24 protein-coding genes are annotated in these 16,389 nt (G+C 62.3%); 9 read left to right on the top strand and 15 right to left on the bottom strand.

Annotation, left to right across the window (positions count from 1 at the left end):
* The 4 genes from SynBMKMC1_RS05315 to SynBMKMC1_RS05300 are packed head-to-tail and all read right to left on the bottom strand — an operon-like array spanning position 1 to position 2,722.
* Positions 1–219 (bottom strand): hypothetical protein, encoded by a 219-nt coding sequence (locus SynBMKMC1_RS05315; protein WP_186472966.1) that lies wholly within the window; start codon positions 217–219, stop codon positions 1–3.
* A gap of 55 nt (positions 220–274) precedes the next feature.
* Positions 275–1,075, bottom strand: coding sequence for a sulfite exporter TauE/SafE family protein (locus SynBMKMC1_RS05310; protein WP_370593950.1), 801 nt, complete (start codon positions 1,073–1,075; stop codon positions 275–277).
* A 2-nt stretch (positions 1,076–1,077) separates the two neighbouring features.
* Positions 1,078–1,587, bottom strand: coding sequence for a rhodanese-like domain-containing protein (locus SynBMKMC1_RS05305; protein ID WP_186472964.1), 510 nt, complete (start codon positions 1,585–1,587; stop codon positions 1,078–1,080).
* 34 nt (positions 1,588–1,621) lie between these two features.
* Positions 1,622–2,722, bottom strand: a complete 1,101-nt coding sequence (locus SynBMKMC1_RS05300; protein WP_186472963.1) for a rhodanese-like domain-containing protein — start codon at positions 2,720–2,722, stop codon at positions 1,622–1,624.
* Between the two features lie 76 nt (positions 2,723–2,798).
* Here SynBMKMC1_RS05300 and SynBMKMC1_RS05295 point away from each other — a divergent pair, with 76 nt between their 5' ends.
* Positions 2,799–3,167, top strand: a complete 369-nt coding sequence (locus SynBMKMC1_RS05295; protein WP_186472962.1) for a metalloregulator ArsR/SmtB family transcription factor — start codon at positions 2,799–2,801, stop codon at positions 3,165–3,167.
* 10 nt (positions 3,168–3,177) lie between these two features.
* Here the strand turns inward: SynBMKMC1_RS05295 and SynBMKMC1_RS05290 are convergent, their stop codons facing one another.
* Together SynBMKMC1_RS05290 and SynBMKMC1_RS05285 are read right to left on the bottom strand one after the other, a co-directional pair.
* Positions 3,178–3,786, bottom strand: a complete 609-nt coding sequence (locus tag SynBMKMC1_RS05290; RefSeq protein ID WP_186472961.1) for a TMEM175 family protein — start codon at positions 3,784–3,786, stop codon at positions 3,178–3,180.
* A gap of 99 nt (positions 3,787–3,885) precedes the next feature.
* Complete coding sequence (locus SynBMKMC1_RS05285) at positions 3,886–5,301, bottom strand: cytochrome P450 (protein ID WP_186472960.1); 1,416 nt, start codon at positions 5,299–5,301, stop codon at positions 3,886–3,888.
* Between the two features lie 120 nt (positions 5,302–5,421).
* Between SynBMKMC1_RS05285 and SynBMKMC1_RS05280 the strand changes: the two genes are divergently transcribed.
* The 5 genes from SynBMKMC1_RS05280 (at position 5,422) to SynBMKMC1_RS05260 (ending at position 10,335) form a co-directional block, all read left to right on the top strand.
* Positions 5,422–6,804 (top strand): cytochrome P450, encoded by a 1,383-nt coding sequence (locus SynBMKMC1_RS05280; RefSeq protein WP_186472959.1) that lies wholly within the window; start codon positions 5,422–5,424, stop codon positions 6,802–6,804.
* A gap of 28 nt (positions 6,805–6,832) precedes the next feature.
* Positions 6,833–7,261: a YccF domain-containing protein gene (locus tag SynBMKMC1_RS05275; RefSeq protein WP_186472958.1), complete on the top strand. Its 429-nt coding sequence runs from the start codon at positions 6,833–6,835 to the stop codon at positions 7,259–7,261.
* Between the two features lie 90 nt (positions 7,262–7,351).
* Positions 7,352–8,500: a DUF1611 domain-containing protein gene (locus SynBMKMC1_RS05270; RefSeq protein WP_186472957.1), complete on the top strand. Its 1,149-nt coding sequence runs from the start codon at positions 7,352–7,354 to the stop codon at positions 8,498–8,500.
* On the top strand, positions 8,497–9,603 hold the full coding sequence (locus SynBMKMC1_RS05265; protein ID WP_186472956.1) for an alanine/ornithine racemase family PLP-dependent enzyme: 1,107 nt from the start codon (positions 8,497–8,499) through the stop codon (positions 9,601–9,603). The genes SynBMKMC1_RS05270 and SynBMKMC1_RS05265 overlap by 4 nt, the downstream gene beginning before the upstream one ends.
* Before the next feature lie 30 nt (positions 9,604–9,633).
* Complete coding sequence (locus SynBMKMC1_RS05260) at positions 9,634–10,335, top strand: bifunctional 2-polyprenyl-6-hydroxyphenol methylase/3-demethylubiquinol 3-O-methyltransferase UbiG (RefSeq protein WP_186472955.1); 702 nt, start codon at positions 9,634–9,636, stop codon at positions 10,333–10,335.
* A gap of 1 nt (position 10,336) precedes the next feature.
* Here the strand turns inward: SynBMKMC1_RS05260 and SynBMKMC1_RS05255 are convergent, their stop codons facing one another.
* The 5 genes from SynBMKMC1_RS05255 to SynBMKMC1_RS05235 are packed head-to-tail and all read right to left on the bottom strand — an operon-like array spanning position 10,337 to position 12,333.
* Positions 10,337–10,921 (bottom strand): hypothetical protein, encoded by a 585-nt coding sequence (locus SynBMKMC1_RS05255; protein ID WP_255486329.1) that lies wholly within the window; start codon positions 10,919–10,921, stop codon positions 10,337–10,339.
* Entirely contained in the window at positions 10,872–11,075 is a 204-nt protein-coding gene (locus SynBMKMC1_RS05250) for a hypothetical protein (protein ID WP_186473509.1), read from the bottom strand. Before SynBMKMC1_RS05250 ends, SynBMKMC1_RS05255 begins: the two co-directional genes overlap by 50 nt.
* 43 nt (positions 11,076–11,118) lie before the next feature.
* Positions 11,119–11,325, bottom strand: a complete 207-nt coding sequence (locus SynBMKMC1_RS05245) for a YqaE/Pmp3 family membrane protein (RefSeq protein WP_186472954.1) — start codon at positions 11,323–11,325, stop codon at positions 11,119–11,121.
* 52 nt (positions 11,326–11,377) lie between these two features.
* A complete protein-coding gene (locus tag SynBMKMC1_RS05240) occupies positions 11,378–11,710 on the bottom strand; it encodes a hypothetical protein (RefSeq protein WP_255442396.1) in 333 nt (110 codons plus the stop codon).
* 8 nt (positions 11,711–11,718) lie between these two features.
* Positions 11,719–12,333, bottom strand: a complete 615-nt coding sequence (locus SynBMKMC1_RS05235) for a hypothetical protein (protein WP_186472952.1) — start codon at positions 12,331–12,333, stop codon at positions 11,719–11,721.
* 83 nt (positions 12,334–12,416) lie between these two features.
* On the opposite strand from SynBMKMC1_RS05235, the gene SynBMKMC1_RS05230 reads away from it, so the two are divergent.
* Complete coding sequence (locus SynBMKMC1_RS05230) at positions 12,417–13,178, top strand: hypothetical protein (protein ID WP_186472951.1); 762 nt, start codon at positions 12,417–12,419, stop codon at positions 13,176–13,178.
* A gap of 474 nt (positions 13,179–13,652) precedes the next feature.
* Here SynBMKMC1_RS05230 and SynBMKMC1_RS05225 read toward each other — a convergent pair whose 3' ends face one another.
* The 3 genes from SynBMKMC1_RS05225 to rimK all read right to left on the bottom strand — a co-directional run bounded on the left by SynBMKMC1_RS05225 (position 13,653) and on the right by rimK (position 15,261).
* Positions 13,653–14,018, bottom strand: coding sequence for a VOC family protein (locus tag SynBMKMC1_RS05225; RefSeq protein ID WP_186472950.1), 366 nt, complete (start codon positions 14,016–14,018; stop codon positions 13,653–13,655).
* A 59-nt stretch (positions 14,019–14,077) separates the two neighbouring features.
* Positions 14,078–14,245, bottom strand: coding sequence for a hypothetical protein (locus SynBMKMC1_RS05220; RefSeq protein ID WP_186472949.1), 168 nt, complete (start codon positions 14,243–14,245; stop codon positions 14,078–14,080).
* A gap of 98 nt (positions 14,246–14,343) precedes the next feature.
* Positions 14,344–15,261 carry a 30S ribosomal protein S6--L-glutamate ligase gene (gene rimK, locus SynBMKMC1_RS05215; protein ID WP_222930392.1) on the bottom strand — a complete coding sequence of 306 codons (918 nt, stop codon included), beginning with the start codon at positions 15,259–15,261 and terminating at the stop codon, positions 14,344–14,346.
* A gap of 92 nt (positions 15,262–15,353) precedes the next feature.
* On the opposite strand from rimK, the gene SynBMKMC1_RS05210 reads away from it, so the two are divergent.
* Positions 15,354–15,572 (top strand): hypothetical protein, encoded by a 219-nt coding sequence (locus SynBMKMC1_RS05210; RefSeq protein WP_370593942.1) that lies wholly within the window; start codon positions 15,354–15,356, stop codon positions 15,570–15,572.
* Positions 15,573–15,580: 8 nt separating this feature from the next.
* Here the strand turns inward: SynBMKMC1_RS05210 and SynBMKMC1_RS05205 are convergent, their stop codons facing one another.
* A complete protein-coding gene (locus tag SynBMKMC1_RS05205) occupies positions 15,581–15,880 on the bottom strand; it encodes a hypothetical protein (RefSeq protein WP_186472948.1) in 300 nt (99 codons plus the stop codon).
* 169 nt (positions 15,881–16,049) lie between these two features.
* On the opposite strand from SynBMKMC1_RS05205, the gene SynBMKMC1_RS05200 reads away from it, so the two are divergent.
* Positions 16,050–16,385, top strand: coding sequence for a hypothetical protein (locus tag SynBMKMC1_RS05200; protein ID WP_255486327.1), 336 nt, complete (start codon positions 16,050–16,052; stop codon positions 16,383–16,385).
* Positions 16,386–16,389 lie beyond the last annotated feature (4 nt).

Genomic DNA, 16,389 nt, shown 5'->3' with positions numbered 1-16,389 from the left:
TCAAGACTGATGCAGTTGCCGGAGCAGCTTCGCGGCAAGGATGCTGGACAGGCGGCGCTTCACCAGCAGATCGCAGATCCAGTCGAACAGGGGCGGGGCACCCTCCACCGAAGCGAGCCGTTGTTCGAGGTCTTTGAGTTCCTGCTGATCGCGGCAGCCGCGGAGGGCATTGATCAGGGTTTCTTCTGCTGGCACGGATGCCAAGGGAGTCGCCACCATGCGCGTTGCGCTGCACACCGTCTTTACAGCTACAGCATCAACAACCCCGCTGTCATCAGGCTTCAGGCCAACGTGTCGAAATGCGCAAGCCCGCCTCGGTTGAGGGCCTCTGCGGTTGCAGGGCTTCCAGACCGGTGCTGATGGCTGACACCAGCAGCAGGGCGGCAAACCCCTGGCGCAGCCTGCGCTCAGACACGCGGGACACCCAACGCTGGCCGAGGAGGATGCCGATGCCACCACCGAGGAGCAAGGGCAGCAACAGGGGCAGACTGGCTGCTGGCCAATGGCCATGGCGGACCAGGGCCATCAGGGAACTGGCGCAGATCACCAACAGGCTGGTGCCGGAGGCCTGGGTCATGGGCAGGCGGGCCAGCAGCACCAGGGCGGGAACAATGGCGAAGCCCCCACCCACTCCGGCGATTCCCGTGAGCAGGCCCACCCCCAAACCCTGAACCAGCAGCTGAATCCGGCCCTCCCCTTGACGCGCAGACGCCTGCGCCTGGGACTGCCGCAGCATCAACCAGGCCGCGGCCAGGGCCGCCAAGGCAAACAACATCAGCTGCATGGAAGTGGCGATCACACCGCTGCGCACCCAGCCCGCACCCACCCAGCTCCCGGCCAGAGCGGGAATGCCCAGCCACAGGGCCGGCCGCCAGGCCACCCGCCGCTGCCGCAAGGCCGAGATCAGATTGGCCAGGGCCAGCAGCAGCACCACCAGCAGCGACAGCGGCACGGCCTCGCGCAGCGGCAAGGCCAGACCCGTCACCAACAACGGCAGCAGCAGAATCGAGCCGCCGGCACCGAGCAAGGCCAGCAGGGCGCCGATCAGAACACCGCCGCCGAGAAGCAACAGCACACTCAAAGCCGCACCCGGTTCCAGGGCATCACCGCCAGCAGCCGAGCCATCCCGCAGAAGCCGCTGACGCCGGCGAACACCAATCCCGCGCCCACAAACCAGCTCAATGCGATCCAGGCAGGGGACAGGACCTGGCTGCCGATCAACCCCAACAGCACCAGACTGCCGGCCGCGATCTGCACCTGGCGCATCAGCGGCAAGGGAGCACGGGCCTGACGCTCCACAGGCAAGCCCGCCTGCTGCCAAGCCTCCAGGCCACCCTCGAGATCCATCACCTTGCGGCCTGGCCAGCGCCGCTCCACCAGCGTTGCCGCCTGGGCGCTGCGATTGCCGCTGTGGCACACCAGCACCAGATCACCCTCCGGCACCTCTGCGCGCTCGATTCTGTCGAGGGCAATGCAACGGCTGCCAGGGATGCGGCCGCCGGCCACCTCCATCGGCTGACGCACATCCACCACCGTCACGGACGCCAGACGGGCATGCAGAGCAAGGGGAGACAAACGTTCAGACATCACAGAAACAAAGAGAGAAGAGAGACATGGGGGCTCAAGGGCACGCGAGCGGATAGCCCTCATCCGCCCAGCGATGCAGGCCGCCGTGCAGATTGGCGACGCGTGACCAGCCGTTGCGCTGCAGCTGCTGGGTGGCGAGCGCCGAACGACTGCCGGCGTAACAGACCACCACCAGCGGGCGATCCCGAGGCAACTCCGCCTGGCGCTCACTGAGCTCCGAGAGCGGCAGGTGAAGGCTTCCCGGCACCCGGCCATCAGGGCCCTGCCATTCCTCGAGGGAGCGCACATCGAGCAGGGTGACCTGATCGCGATGGGCACTCACCCAGTCGGGGAGGACTTCATCGAGGCCGGCATAGGTGCGCTGCAGCGGAGCCCAGGGCTCCTGGGGCTCGCTCGTCTGCTGGGGGCGACCACTGCGCAGGTTGCCTGGCACCGCTTCATCGATCCGGTGAGGGTGGGGCAAGCGCAGATGGTCCATGTGCAGCACGAAGTCCTGCTCGCGTGCGGCCCCGCCGAAGCGCGGGTTGAAGCGACGCTCCTCCGCCACGCTGGTGACGGAACGGCCGCTGTAGTCGTGGCCGGGATAGAGCAGGCAGGTGTCCGGCAGGGTGAGGATCTGGCCCTGGATCGATTGCCAGAGCTTGCGGGCACTGCCCTGCTGAAAATCGCAGCGGCCGCAGCCGCGGATCAGCAGGGCATCACCGGTGAAGGCCATCGAGGCGTCGTCGAGCACATAGGTGAGGCAGCCATCGGTATGCCCCGGTGTCGCCCGCACCAGCAGTGAACGGGTGCCGAAAGGGATGCGGTCGCCATGGGCGAGCGGCCGGGTGACGAAGTCAGCCCCGGCAGTGGCCGACAAGCCGATGGCACAGCCGCTAGCGGCATGGAGGCACCAGCTGGCGGTGACGTGATCGGCGTGCACGTGGGTATCGAGCGAGGCCACCAGCTGAAGACCCAGCTCTCGGATCAAGGCCAGATCACGGTGCTGGCGCTCAAACACCGGATCGATCAGCACCGCCTCGGCGGTCGCTGGATCCGCTAGCAGATAGGTGAAGGTGCCGGTGTCGGCATCCTGGAGCTGGCGAAACAACAGGGATCCAACCCCGGCGGCGAGCTTGGCCAAAGACTCAGCCATCAGACCCTCCAACTTCATTTATGACTTTACACGCATAACTACATAACGCCATAATCAGTGCAGATGCCGCACCGCCATGGCTGAGGCCAAACCAGGAGCTGAGCAACTCGCCGAAATCAGCCGCTTCTTCCGGCTGCTGAGTGAGCCGGCCCGTCTGCAGCTGCTCTGCGAACTGCGCGACTCACCCAGCGACGTGCAGACGCTGATGGAGCGCACCGGCTTTTCCCAGTCGCACATCAGCCGGCAGCTCAGCCAGTTGAGCCAGGCCCGGCTGGTGCGCAGCGAACGCCAGGGGCAACGGCTGATCTTTCACGCCGATGACCCACTGGTGGATGACCTCTGCGCGCTCGTCAGCCAACGGCTGCGGCAGACCCTGGAAGCCAGGCTGCAGACCCTCGTGCCCGCATCAGCCCAGGGCCAACCGCATGCATCGGCGCGACGCTGATCGCACGGATCTAACGGTCCGCCCACCAGAGCAGCGCGTATCCAGGAAGAAGCATCAGGAACGACCATTCCCACCAGGCCGGAGTCAAGACGATGGCCACTCCGATGCTCAACAGACAGACCCCAGGCTCGAGGGCTGTTTCACACAGCTGATGCCATCGGTGTTGCGCTTGCGGGGGGTCAACCAGAAGTTCGGGTCGACGCCATCCATGCAGAAGCGTCAGAAGATCGAAGAAACCGATCTGCACCAGAACGAGGCTGTAAGCGATTTGAATCGTGGCCTGCAAGGGCATCAATTCCAGAAGGTCATTCACGAAGGGGAGCAGAGCCACACCCATCAGACTCCCCAATTGCAACCATCGGTGCGTTGCATCCGAGCGTTTGAAGCGACTCGCCATCGACAGATGAGACTGCCAATAAAAGCCCACCAAAACAAACGTGGTGATGTAAATCCCAAGCGACGGCAATTGATCACTGAGGTAGCGATTAAGTGCCTGAGCATTCAACAAATCACTCGGATCAGGGCGATCAATCTGAAACAGAATCAACAGAAAACAGAGTCCGTACACGCTATCGGTGAGGCGCTCGATGCGAATCAGAGAACGGCTTTCAGGATCCATCATTGAAGAGTCAACAGAGACGTTGGCAGGTGTCGCCCGGTAAGGGCACCCACCCCAGCTGTGCGAACACGCCCCGGTGCAGGATGTTGATGAGCCTGTTCATCGTTGCTTTGAGACAACCTCAAGCTGCACAGGAATGGAGGGACCGAGGGTGAAACCGCGACGTCGGGGTGGGTTCGGTCGATCGCTGGCTGTAGTGAGTCGGAACTGGGCTCCCTTGAACAGGACGGTCAGAATCAGCTTCAGCTCGTAGAGGGCCAAGGCAGCGCCGATACAGCGCCTGGAGCCACCGCCAAAGGGGATGAATTCATAGGATCCGAAGGTGCGCTCGAGAAAACGATCGGGCCTGAACTGATCCGGCTCGGGATACAGATCAGAACGCTCATGCACGGCCTGAATGCAGCCCAGCGCCACATCGCCAGGCTCGAAAGCAAACCCTCCAAGGCTGACGGCTGCGTCAATGCGACGCGGAAACATCAGCATCGCCACCGGATGAATGCGCAGCACTTCGTTGACCACGGCCGATAGATAAGGCAGCTTTGCGATCGCTTCCGGATCCAACGGCTCGGGCAAGGTCGCCAGCTCATCGAGCAGTCGTTGACACACCGAAGGATCACGATGGATCCAGTAGAGCGCCCAGGTCAGTGCGGTGGCCGTGGTCTCATGGCCGGCGAACAGCAGCGTCAGCAATTCGTCGTGGAGCTCATCGTCGCTCAGTCCCCGGCCTTGCTCGTCAGTGCAGGCCAACAGGAGGCTGAGAATGTCAGCCTCCCGCTCATGCCCATGGCGCTGCTTCTGCGCCTGGCGCCGTGATGCGATCTGCTTCAGCAACAGCCGCCGGATGGTGGCATCAGCGGCCTTGATCCGTCCGCCTGGACTCCAAGGGCCGAGATCGCGGCGCAGAAAGGGAAAGAACAGAAGCAGCGATCCCAAGGGACCGCTGCGCAGCCGGATCCCCTCAGCGAGCGAGTGCTCAATCTGCCGGTACGCCGCGCCTTCGTGAAACCCGAAGACAGCCGTGAGAATCACCCGCATGGTGATGGCCTGCATCTGCTCGCGGACATCCACCACCTCACCCACCTGGAGATCCTGCAGAGACTGCTCCGCCAGAGAGCCGATCAGCTGCCCGTAGGCCTTCAGCCGTTCTCCATGAAACGGCGGCGTCAGCAGTTTGCGCCGCTGACGATGGGGAGCCGGAGCCAGAAGAATGATCGAATGCTTGCCAACCACCTGGGACAGCAAGCCGTTGAGCGCCCCCGGCGCAGTCACACAGGGGCCTCCGTCTTCATTGATCAGATCCTTGATCACCGCGGGATCACTGATCAACACCTGCTGCGGCGGCAACGTCGGTGACATCCGCACCCGCATCACGCCGAGCGTCCCGCTCAAGCAGCGGCGGTAGTAGGCAATCGGCCGCAGGATCGCTTCCAGCATCTGCAACACCGGCGCCTGCGACAACGTCGGAATCCGCCGTCCCGACGCGATGCCTGCAGGGCTTGTCGTTTCTGATTGCATCGTGCGTCAGCCGGTCCCGTCATCCAAGTGGTAATAAAAACGAGAGGATGTGGCATCAGCTTCGAGCACGGCGTCCGGCACCCCACGTTGCTAACTCTGCAAGCAGCGGAATCGGGTGGGATGACGGCAGCTGGCACATTGAAACCGCTTCCCGGCCGCCGAGGGATGCTGATCGGCCTCAGGGAAACACTGGCCTACCTGAAGAACCCGGATCAGTTCATCGCAGAGCGTCGCCGTCAATTCGGCCCTGTGTTCAGCACCACGCTTTTTTTTCGTCCCACCGTTGTGGTCGGCGGAACGGAAGCCGTCACGGACTTCCTGCAGAAGGAGCGCAGCATTTCCGCAAGCGCCCTGCCAGCGGCCTTCACAGCCCTGCACACCCCCGATGGAGCCCTGAACCAGGAAGGGCCCAGGCATCGATCCACCCGCGCCGGTTACGCCCCACTCTTCAACAACGCAGCCTTTGAAACGTTCCTGCCGACGTTGAATCGCGGCATCACCGCCTTCGTGGATCAGGTGGTGCAGAGAGGAGAAACGAGAATCGCTTTCGACAGCAAACGGATCTGCCTGGATCTGTTCGCCGAGATCTTTGCCGGCGAACCACTCACGCAATCTGAAGCGGAAGCCTTCATCACCTACAACAACGCGCTTCTCAGTCTCAGCACCCTGCTTCCGTCCTTTCGGCGCGGGGAAGCGGCCCTTGCACAGTTGCGTTGCTCCATGCAGCAACGGCTTGCTCGTAATCGCCGGGGCGAGCTGAACGGAACGGCATTCAAGGTGTTCAGCAACAATCACGACGAGACCGGAGAGCCCTGGAGCGATGAGCGGATCGTCACGGCCACCGTGCTGATGATCTGGGGAGCTTTCATCGAAGTGGCCTCGCTGATGAGCTGTTGCCTCATCCTCTGCGCAAAGCAACCAGGCGTGCGGGCGGAGATCCTTGACGAGGCCCGGCAGCACCATCTGGATCACCGTGACTGGCCTGGAACCCTCGAGGCCTGGGACCTCCCGTACACGCAGGGAGTGCTGCGTGAGTCGCTGCGGCTGATGCCTCCCGGGGGTGGCGGCTTCCGCCTGACATCCGCGGACATCTCGATTGCAGGATTCCACATCCCGGCAGGAATGGTGGTGACCGTTGACCCACGGATTGGCAACCTGATGGCCTCGATCTTTCCCGAACCGGATCGCTTTTCGCCGGATCGCTGGGTTCCATCGCGCCGTCCAGCCACCAGCCGCTGCCCGGTGGCTGGCACAGCCCAGCGCCTTCCCAAAGGCGCCTGGTTCCCTGGGGGCACCGGCAATCACGGCTGCCCAGGCATTCCCCTTGCGGAACTCTGTGTGCGCATCTTCCTGGTCCGCTGGATGCAAGCCATTCAGACCTGGCGGCAACCCGATGGAGCAGCGGATGCAGTGCCCTATGAGCTGATCCCGATCCGGATTCCCAGCGATGACTACCAACTGGTCGTGGATCCAGCTCCCGATTCCCATCAACAGGGAAGCTGAGCCGTGAGGACGAGGTGATGATGCAGCCATGATCAGCGCACTGTTCAACGTCCTCTGGGTCGTGCTCGGCGGCTTCGTGATGGCCGTGGGCTGGTGGCTGGCAGGTCTGCTGTGCGCAATCACCATCATTGGGCTGCCCTGGGCGCGCTCCTGCTTTGTGGTCGGCAGGTTCTCCCTATGGCCGTTCGGTCAGAAAGCCGTGAACCGCAGAGACCTGAGCGGCCGGGGTGATCTGGGCACTGGTGCGCTGGGGCTGATCGGCAACGTGCTTTGGTTTCTGGTGGCGGGCTGGTGGCTGGCGATCGGCCATCTCAGCTCTGCCCTGGCCTGCTTCATCACCATCGTGGGCATTCCCTTCGGGATCCAGCACATCAAGCTGGCGCTAATCGCTCTGGCACCCGTGGGCATGACGGTGGTGCCGGTGCATTCAGAAAGCCGAGCGGTCAAACCCACCTAAGATGAAGCGATCCACGCCACCAGGCGGCCACCTCCGTGCCGCCACCCGGCTTGCGCTTTTGAAGCGCGCAGCAGGCACGGCCTGGCTCCTTTGATTCCTCAACCCGTTCAAGACTCCAATCGGACCCTCGCCACCAGCGAGGCCATTTCAGACAGAACAACACCAGCAGTTGTTTACTGCGAAGGTCACTTCTCCGGACTCGATGGCAAAACGGCCCACGGTCTGGTTCGGTCCTGCGACGGATACAGCATCCGCGCTGTGATCGACAGCCAATGCGCAGGCCTCGACGCCGGATTCGTGCTCGATGGCATCGCCAACGGCATCCCCATCGTGGCCGACCTAGCAGCGGCCACGGCCTTGCTGGGAGGGTCGAAGGGAACCCTGATCTACGGCATGGCGCCAGCCAGCGGGCTGTTCAGCGACGAGGACCGCCACATGCTGCTGACGGCGATGGCCGCCGGGCTCAATCTGGTGAGCGGCATGCGCGAATTCCTCGGTGATGAGGCCGCCTTCCAGGCCGCGGCCCAGCACCATGGCGTGACGATCCGCGACGTGCGTCGGCCCTCAGCCCTCAAGGATCTCAAGCTGTTCAGCGGCAGCATCAGCCGTGTTCGCTGCGCCCGCATCGCCGTGCTCGGCACGGACGGTGCCATCGGCAAGCGCACCACGGCCACACTGCTGGTTCAGGCCCTGCGGGCCCATGGCATCAGCGCTGTGTTGGTAAGCACGGGCCAGACCGGCCTGATCCAGGGGGGCCGATTCGGGGTGCCTCTCGATGCGATCCCCTCCCAGTTCGGCTCCGGAGAGGTTGAGGCAGCCGTGGTCGCGGCCTACGAGGCCGAATGTCCGCAGGTGATCGTGATTGAAGGCCAAGGAGCCCTCAGCCATCCCGCCTACCTCTCCTCCAGTTTCATTCTGCGAGGGAGCCAGCCCCAGGCCGTGATCCTGCAGCATGCGCCGGCACGGCGTTGTCTGAGCGATTTTCCCTTTGCGCCGATCCCCACGCCAGCCAGTGAGATTCGGCTGATCGAGTCCTTCGCCCCAACGCGGGTGATCGGTCTCACGATCAACCACGAAGGCATGAATGAAGCCCAGCTCACCGCGGCGATCGCCCTCTATGAGGCTGAACTCTCCATCCCGGTGACCGATGCCATCAGCCGGCCCGCGGCGAATCTGGTGGCCATGGTGGTGCGCGCCTTCCCAGAACTCAGTGGCGTGCGGAAGCCGCTGGCCCTTTGAGTGCTCCTCGCCTCGAGATCAACCTCGAAAAACTGCATCACAACGCCCGAACCCTGGTGAAGCGACTGGCCGGCAAGGGGATCGCGGTGACCGGCGTGAGCAAGGCCACGCTCGGAATGGTTGAAATCGTGCACACCTGGCTGGGCGCAGGTGTGGGCTCCATCGGTGAATCGCGCATTGAAGCCATCGAAGCCCTGGTGCGCAGCGGCATCACCGTGCCGCTGCTGTTGGTGCGCTCGCCGATGCTCAGCCAGGTGGATCGGGTGGTGGCCAGTGCCTCGATCAGTTGCAACACAGACCTCGGCGTGCTCAACGCCCTGGCCGCCGCAGCGAAGCAGCAGGGTCGACGCCACGGGGTGCTGCTGATGGTGGAACTCGGCGATCTGCGGGAGGGAATCCTGCCGGCAGACCTGGAATCGGTGGCTCAGCAGATCCTGGCCATGGCCAATCTGCAGCTGATGGGCATCGGCACCAACCTGGGCTGCCAGAACGGCATCGCACCCGATGCGCAGAACATGGGCGATCTCTCCCGGCTCACAACAGCCCTGGAGCAACGCTTCCACCTCACCTTGCCCTGGTGCTCCGGCGGCAATTCCGCCAATCTCCCCTGGCTGGCCGCCGGCGGTGATCCAGCCAGGATCAATCACCTGCGCCTGGGGGAAGCCCTGCTGCTGGGCCGCGACCCCCTCCATCGCACGGCGATCCCTGGCCTGCACACCGATGCCATCAGCCTGGTGGCCGAGGTGATTGAAGCCAAACACAAGCCCAGCCAACCCTGGGGCGAACGCGGCCGCACCAGCTTCGAGGGATCGCCGAGGGCTCCGCATCGCGAGGGATCGTCCCAGCCTGTTCAGCGGGCCCTGTTGGCGTTGGGAGAACAGGATGTGGATCCGGCTGGCCTCACTCCCCCCCGGGGCACGGTGATCCGGGGCGCCTCCAGCGACCACCTGGTGGTGGAAAGCCCTGGGCAGCGTTTGGCTGTGGGTGATGAACAGCGCTACCAGCTCAGCTACAGCGCCCTGCTCCGGGCCATGACCTCTCCCTTCGTGGACCGTTGCTTGGTGGATGGTTCCTGCAGCGCTCCAGCCGCCCGTTGCCGATGATGATCGGGATTGCTCCATTGCGGTGCCTTGATGCCCTCGCTTGATTTCGACGGCGACTACGGACGCAGCTATCGCCAGAGCATCCAGAACTCCATTCCCGGCCACGACGTTCTCCACGAGATCGCCGCTGCAGCGGTGCGGAGCCTGGCCAGCGATGCCCAGCAGGTGCTGGTGGTGGGCCCCGGCCCAGGCGATGAGCTCCTGCCTCTGCTCAACGCCTGCGCGGATGCTGCGCTCACCGTGCTCGAGCCCAGTGCTCAGATGCTGGAGCAATGCCGCCACACGCTGGCCGATCACCCCGGCAGCGCGCGCTGCCGCCTGTTGCAGCAGAGCCTGAACGAAGCCCTCGAGGGCGAGCTGTCAGGCGCCCGCTTTGATCTGGTGGTGTGCCACAACGTGCTTCATCTCCTGGGCAGCGACGAACAGACCGTGATGCTGCAGCAACTGACGCAGTGCACAGCGGATGGCGGCGTTCTGCTGTTGAGCGCCTACAGCGAAGCGGAGGAGCCCGAGAGCCAACGCCTGGTGTTCAACGTGGCGCGTCAACGGCTCCTGGATCGCGGCGTCCCGCCGGACACGGTGGAAGCGATCGTGGAGAGCCGCAACAAGGTGGTGTTCTCAATGGATCCAAGCCAGCTCTCAACGGTGCTGGCGCAAGCCGGCTGGCCTTCTCCGCTGCAGCTGTACCAGGGATTGTTCATCCGCCTCTGGCTGTGCCGGGCGCAGACCTGATTCAGGCCGTTCGATAGGCCTCGATGAAGGCGGTGCGCACCGCCTGCAGCAGGGAGTCTGGAAACGACAATCCGCTGCCTTCGACGTAGCGGGCGATTCCTTCATCGAGCTGATCGTTGAGCGCCAGACACTGGGCCGTCGACAGGGCCAGGGCCTGTTGATACACCTCGGCATCCTTGCGGCCGGCATGGAACAGGCGGCAGCCTTCATCAATCAGGTCTCGGAGCGCAGGATCGCGCAGATCGATCACCTCGCCCCCCTGCAACACGATGCGCCGATCCCGGATCACTTGGCGCACGCGTTGGAAGGAGGCTTTCGCGACGGCGTCTCCAAGGCGATCAGGTGCCTGCCTGCGCTCACGGATCTGAATCAACGCATTGAGGAGCTCAGCCGCTTTGAACACCGCCAGATCCCTGCGCTGCTGGAGGCTCAGAGCGTTCAGCGCATGCCCATAGGCGGCCACAGCATCGAGAAACGCGGGCGATTTCTCATCGAACACCGGCAAGGATCGCCAGGGTCTCTCCACCACGTGCGCTTCAGAGCTCCAGAAGGGTTCCCAGCAGATCGGCCGGATGCTCAGAGCCATCCGTGCGCATCAGCTCCAGCTGCAGGAGCATCACAACGTAGGCCGAGAAGCGAGCGGCCGAAACAACGGCCAGGCCAACACAGAGGGGGCAGTGCATCAATCCCATGGATGCAGCTTCGAGCCCTTTTGATGCTGATGAAGGGAACCGTGCCATTTCTTGACCTTATGCACGCAACATCAGCGTGGACCACCAGCCCTCACTTGCGGGTCACGCAGATGTAGATCGCGTGGATCACAGCCACAGGCCACATGATGGCCATGAATGGCAGCCCCAGCCCTCCGAAGCTGAGCAACCAGAAGAGCAGATTGAGCCAGAACGCACCGGTGAGACCCACCTGGGTGGCCACCGCCAGCGGCGGCAAGAAGAAGGCCAGGATGATGCGAAGGAGGTCGCCGAACGTCATGGGTCTGAAGATGACTCCTTCTTGCTAGCCACGTCCCCCATTCAGGGATGCTTCAGCGGCTTTGAACGCAATAGCGCCCTGAGCTGAACCAACCAATCGGACAGCCATTGCCCGTTTTCTCAATCGCCTGGCGTTGGTTGCTGGGGCTGCTCAGGCAGTAGCTACCCGATGCGTAAAACCCGATGGGGCAGCCATTGCCGACTTTTTCAATCGCCCCTCTGACGTTGCCGTTTTTGCTGGGTACGCAGTAACTGCTGGAGGTGTAATACCCAATCGGACAGGAGCCAACCTTGGGCAACGGACGCACCGGTTGCTGGGCCAGGGCGCTTGGGAGCCATGCAGCGGCAAGCCCCAGAGCAACAACGAGCGTGGGTGGATTCCGCATCAACAACCTCATTGGCCAGTGAGCGAGGGTGGCGTGAAGGTATCAGCCACCGCCACGATCCAGCGGGCGGCCGCCGCCGTCACCTGTTCCTTGGTGACGTTGAACGCCAGGTTGTGGCCCTTGGCGAGCAGATCGGGAATGATCGTCTGCCAGGCCATGCCGGCGGCACTGGCGTTGAGATCTCCGATGAGCACAAAGGCTTTGGCCGCACCGGTCACCGCGTCGGTGTACTCAGGATTGGCCGACACCTGGCTGCGGTACCAGTCGCTCACCTGATCCCGCTGAGCCTTGCTCAGAAACGGCGGCGCCCCCACCAGGTAAGCATCGAGCACCAGCATCGGGCTGGGCACGCTCTGGCCGGGGTGTTTGAGCGCAAACCAGGCCTGGCCGATCGAGGCGGCATCGGGCCAATGGCAGAGGATCGCGGCGTCCTGGCTGTCGAGCGAGCGCTGCGCCGCCAGGTCATCGATGCGTTCGAGCAACTCCGGGCCGGTGAGCGGCGGTTCGCTGCGGGAGTGTTCAGCCCGGGCCTCATTGATCGCCTCGGCCACCGCCGCTTCGTTTTCATTGAGCTGCTCGAGGGCCCGCTTGAGGTTGGCGTCGGCATCGGCGGGGCTGGCCAAGGGACATCAAGCGGAGGGCTGGTTCCACGATGTCATTGCCATCAGGGAATCATCAGACTGTGAAAGCCCAAGGCTTGGCTGCGATGCACAGGATCACCCGCCAACTGATGGCCCCGCTGGCGGCGGCCGTTCTGCTCGGCGCCTGCCGTCAGCCCAAGCCCGACCGTGCGGCACCGGAGCCAACACCGGACTTGAACAGCGTGTTCCTGGGGCGCTGGCAAGGCAACAGCACCGCTGGGCGCGCCGTGTTGGATGTGCTCAGCGTCGAGCCCAAGCGGGTGCGATGGGGCAATGACCTGAATGGTGTCTGCGACAGCGAGTACAGCGCTGAGACCCTGCCCAATGGCGAGAACGGTCGCTTCCCCGATCAGCTGATTGCGCCCACTGAGCCGACGGAGCTGGCCTATGCCGTCGTGAGGCTCTCGCTTCAGCCAGAGCCCTGCCCAACCGGTGTGGCCGTGATCCAGCTGGCCAAGCCGCTGGATGGGTCAAAGACCCTCAAGGTGGTGACCTACGACGCCCAAGGGGCCGTTCGCGGCAAGTATCCAGACCTCACGGCACTGAGCGAGGAGCAGGCCAGCAAGCCTGAGTGGCCACTGCAATGCACGCTCAACGAGATTGCGTCCACCTGCCGTACAGAGCCTGCCGCGAAGGACGGCTTCACGATTTACTTCTCCCACGCCGAGCAGCCGATCTTCACCTTCACGCCGGTCGGTGCGCCCACGACCGATCGCCGGGAGATGGTCGACAGCTCCGGGCAGCGCTGGGCGATGAGCGGCCATCACTCCTTTGAACTGGAGGAGATCGGCGGGTACGGCAACCGCATCACAGTGAGCAGCCCCTGAGGAGGGTCGGCAACCCTGGCGCTTGGTTTTCAGCCTTTGCTTCAAACTCTGCTCGAGCAGATTTCACAGGGCGCAAGAACCATTCCTTAACAAGTAGGCCTCACCTCTGCCGAGATCCCGTCCATCCGCAGCGGTATAGACACTGGGTTGACGCAACGCCTCTTGCGTTGAGCCAACTCATGTTGACTTGACACAATCATTGCGCTCGGCAGCTTGTTAAGGCAGTCGTTGCTATCAGTTAGGAATCAAAGCGAATTGCCAGAAAAGAAATGGCAATATTTTCACCGGCATCTTTTGATTCAAGCAGCAAACATACAGCGGTCAACGGCTTTCTTGAGAGCACTCTCAAGTTCATCTCATTAGCGTCGGGCGCACGCGTGCTTGGCCCTCGAATACCGCTGGGTTTTACGTCGATTCATACTCCACCACAACGAGAGACAAGCTTCTTCCGGATACAACGGTGCATCCAACTGGTTAAGCATTTCCTTTCTGATTCGAATCGATCAGATCAAAGATATTCCCGAAAGGATCGGTAACAGAGCAACTTCGGCCACCCCATGCGTGCACAACGATGTCTGTGGTCTTCCCGCCGAGGCTGCGAATCCGATTCACCACTTCGTCGAGATCGTCTGTCTCGACAAACAAACCCGAGTGGCCGACTCCGTAGTACTTCTCTTGCCACTCATACACTTTTAACATCATGCCGCCGAGATCGTAGTTCGTGAACCTGTGCGGTTCACCGTCGAACTCCCTCAGCAACCGCAGACCAATCGCCCTTTCATAAAATCGTTTGCTGGCGGCATAGTCGGATGCGGGGAATGATATGAACAAGGCTTTCATTCTGTTCTCATGCCTCATTGACTTTTTGCTGGATCCAGCTAACAGCTCTCCCTGACCTCTCAGTTCCTGGTTCTGCGGCTCTTGCTGAACACCCGGCTGAGGTTGAAGCCAGCGATGAGCCAGATCAACACTTCAGTGATGATAAACAAAGGGAATGGCAATGACTCGCCCTGGCCGCCACTTACAACGCCTTTCGCGATAGACGCCATGAAATCGAACTCATCCAAATCACCAACACCAGCAGTGCCAGCATCGAAGGGCTTTTAAAACAGAGCATCGATACTCTGCTTGAGAAAGGGCCGAGACGAATCCAGCAGGATCCAGATCAACAAGCGACCAGAGGTTCCGATAAGCGTGTGCGGACCCAGCCCAGTTTTCGCTCGATGTCTTGAATCATCAAGCCGGCCAGATCCTTGCCTGTGGCCGTTTCAATGCCCTCCAAGTCAGGACTTGAATTCACCTCCAACAGCAGAGGGCCTCGCTCAGAGCGAATGATGTCAACTCCGGCAACATCCAACCCGAGGGCACGGGTCGCCGAAACAGCCAACTTGCGTTCTTCCGGGCGGATACGCACGGCCTGGGCCGACCCACCTTGATGAATATTGGAGCGAAAATCTCCGACCGCAGCCGTGCGTTCAATCGCGGAAACAACTTTGCCGCCGATCACGAAACAACGCAGATCTTTTCCACCTGCTTCCTTGATGAATTCCTGCACCAGAAGGTTGGCGTTCAGGCTTTTCATGGCGTTGATCACACTTTCTGCCGCTTTCTGGGTCTCAGCCAACACAACACCACGCCCCTGAGCTCCCTCCAGCAACTTGAGGATCAACGGGGCACCACCCACCATCTTGATCAGGTCTTTGGTGTCGAGAGGTGAGCTGGCAAAGCCGGTGACCGGCATGTTCAGGCCGTGCCGCACAAACAACTGGGACGCCAGAAGCTTGTCGCGAGAGCGCTTGATCGGTTCTGCGGCATTGAGCACGCGGATGCCCATCGCCTCGAACTGTCGTGTGATCGCACAGCCGTAGAAGGTGACACTGGGGCGAATCCGCGGAATCACCGCATCGATGCGCTCCAGCACATTGCCACCCCGGTAATGCATCTCAGGATTCTGTGGATCCAAGCGCATGTAGCACTGCTTGACATTGAGGAACTCCATGCGGTGGCCCCGTTCCTCGCCGGCCTCCAGAAGACGGCGGTTGCTGTAAAGCTCCGGGTCCGAGGCCAGCAGGGCAATACGCAGGCCATTGCGCTCGGTGCGCAGAGGGGCATACATCGCCTCGAGCTCGTCCTGGCGGAGATCGCCGAGTTGATGGCTGCCCTCGGGATCCAGACATGTGGCGCAAGTTCAACGCCGGCCTCGATGGCAGTGCCTGGTATCTGCTGCGCATGCATCAGGAGCTGGTGGGTCGCCTGCCTGAAAGCCGCTCAGTGGAGCGCCTGGGGGAAGCGGTGAATGAAATTCTGCAAAGCCCCGCTTATGAGGCCCTCGTGCCAAAAGGGCAAAGCAGCCAAGCATGGGCCAGTCACTATCCCGAGCGCCATGCGCCGTGACTCCAGGGTCACTCCAACGCGCCAGCTTCAACCCTGCTTCGAATCACAGCCAAGAGACTCCACAGCGACGGCCAATCTGTGGAGAGGCCTCCGCTCCAACGATCACTGCGCACCTGCCAAAACAGCAGACAGCGCAGCTCACTCAGGCTCAGATCAGACCAATCACCAGACAGGCGCTCTGAAGGCTCCTCACCAGCCAAGAACGCATAGCCATTGAACGTATGCGCGAAGCCAATCAAGCTGCGCCGATTGCCATCAGCAGCCGGAATGCGCTTAGCAATGAGCTCATGGTTTGGAATCTCACGCATGGCCTCAATCGTGATTGGGGAAAGAGGAATGAACTCCGCCTCCAGACTTACCGAAGCACAGCCAACAAACATCCCCCAATTAGGGGAGATAGGGCCTCCCTGCACTCACCCATTTGGGTGATGCGAGAAATGGACCAATGCAAAAAAATGGAAGGGCCAACAAGCAGCCATGCCCACCCGCCTGATCACCCCCAGCCAGCTGTCGCTGTTCTCGATCAGCCCGGTGATCGGGGCGTGGTGGCAGGAGCTGGAAGCACACAAGCTGTTTGATGGCAGCAAGCCAGCGGTGAGTGAGCTAGATCACCAACTGTTTGCCGATGGCCTGCGCCATGAGCAGGTGTTGCTCAACAAGCTGGAGAAGGAAGGGCGCCGAATTGCCCGCTTACCTGGGAAGCAAAGCGACGCCGATTACGCCGCCACCCGTGAGGCGATTGCAGAGGGGGTGGAGTTCATCCACCAAGCCACGATCTGCAATGAGGAGATGCGCGGCAGTCCAGGCGATTGAGCAG

The sequence above is a fragment of the Synechococcus sp. BMK-MC-1 genome, from assembly GCF_014279955.1.
GTDB lineage: Bacteria > Cyanobacteriota > Cyanobacteriia > PCC-6307 > Cyanobiaceae > Synechococcus_C.
The sequence above is the reverse complement of the archived record's forward strand: the minus strand, read 5'-3'. Positions and strand labels throughout refer to the sequence as shown.

Coding starts and splice junctions, on each gene's coding strand:
- SynBMKMC1_RS05290 (WP_186472961.1), bottom strand. CDS start 3,786: ATGGATCCTGAAAGCCGTTCTCTGATTCGCATCGAGCGCCTCACCGAT.
- SynBMKMC1_RS05245 (WP_186472954.1), bottom strand. CDS start 11,325: ATGACGTTCGGCGACCTCCTTCGCATCATCCTGGCCTTCTTCTTGCCG.
- SynBMKMC1_RS05200 (WP_255486327.1), top strand. CDS start 16,050: ATGCCCACCCGCCTGATCACCCCCAGCCAGCTGTCGCTGTTCTCGATC.
- SynBMKMC1_RS05210 (WP_370593942.1), top strand. CDS start 15,354: ATGTGGCGCAAGTTCAACGCCGGCCTCGATGGCAGTGCCTGGTATCTG.
- SynBMKMC1_RS05260 (WP_186472955.1), top strand. CDS start 9,634: ATGCCCTCGCTTGATTTCGACGGCGACTACGGACGCAGCTATCGCCAG.
- SynBMKMC1_RS05315 (WP_186472966.1), bottom strand. CDS start 219: ATGGTGGCGACTCCCTTGGCATCCGTGCCAGCAGAAGAAACCCTGATC.
- SynBMKMC1_RS05230 (WP_186472951.1), top strand. CDS start 12,417: ATGCACAGGATCACCCGCCAACTGATGGCCCCGCTGGCGGCGGCCGTT.
- SynBMKMC1_RS05225 (WP_186472950.1), bottom strand. CDS start 14,018: ATGAAAGCCTTGTTCATATCATTCCCCGCATCCGACTATGCCGCCAGC.
- SynBMKMC1_RS05250 (WP_186473509.1), bottom strand. CDS start 11,075: ATGGCACGGTTCCCTTCATCAGCATCAAAAGGGCTCGAAGCTGCATCC.
- SynBMKMC1_RS05240 (WP_255442396.1), bottom strand. CDS start 11,710: ATGCGGAATCCACCCACGCTCGTTGTTGCTCTGGGGCTTGCCGCTGCA.
- SynBMKMC1_RS05305 (WP_186472964.1), bottom strand. CDS start 1,587: ATGTCTGAACGTTTGTCTCCCCTTGCTCTGCATGCCCGTCTGGCGTCC.
- SynBMKMC1_RS05275 (WP_186472958.1), top strand. CDS start 6,833: ATGATCAGCGCACTGTTCAACGTCCTCTGGGTCGTGCTCGGCGGCTTC.
- SynBMKMC1_RS05205 (WP_186472948.1), bottom strand. CDS start 15,880: ATGCGTGAGATTCCAAACCATGAGCTCATTGCTAAGCGCATTCCGGCT.
- SynBMKMC1_RS05285 (WP_186472960.1), bottom strand. CDS start 5,301: ATGCAATCAGAAACGACAAGCCCTGCAGGCATCGCGTCGGGACGGCGG.
- SynBMKMC1_RS05300 (WP_186472963.1), bottom strand. CDS start 2,722: ATGGCTGAGTCTTTGGCCAAGCTCGCCGCCGGGGTTGGATCCCTGTTG.
- SynBMKMC1_RS05280 (WP_186472959.1), top strand. CDS start 5,422: ATGACGGCAGCTGGCACATTGAAACCGCTTCCCGGCCGCCGAGGGATG.
- SynBMKMC1_RS05255 (WP_255486329.1), bottom strand. CDS start 10,921: ATGGCTCTGAGCATCCGGCCGATCTGCTGGGAACCCTTCTGGAGCTCT.
- SynBMKMC1_RS05295 (WP_186472962.1), top strand. CDS start 2,799: ATGGCTGAGGCCAAACCAGGAGCTGAGCAACTCGCCGAAATCAGCCGC.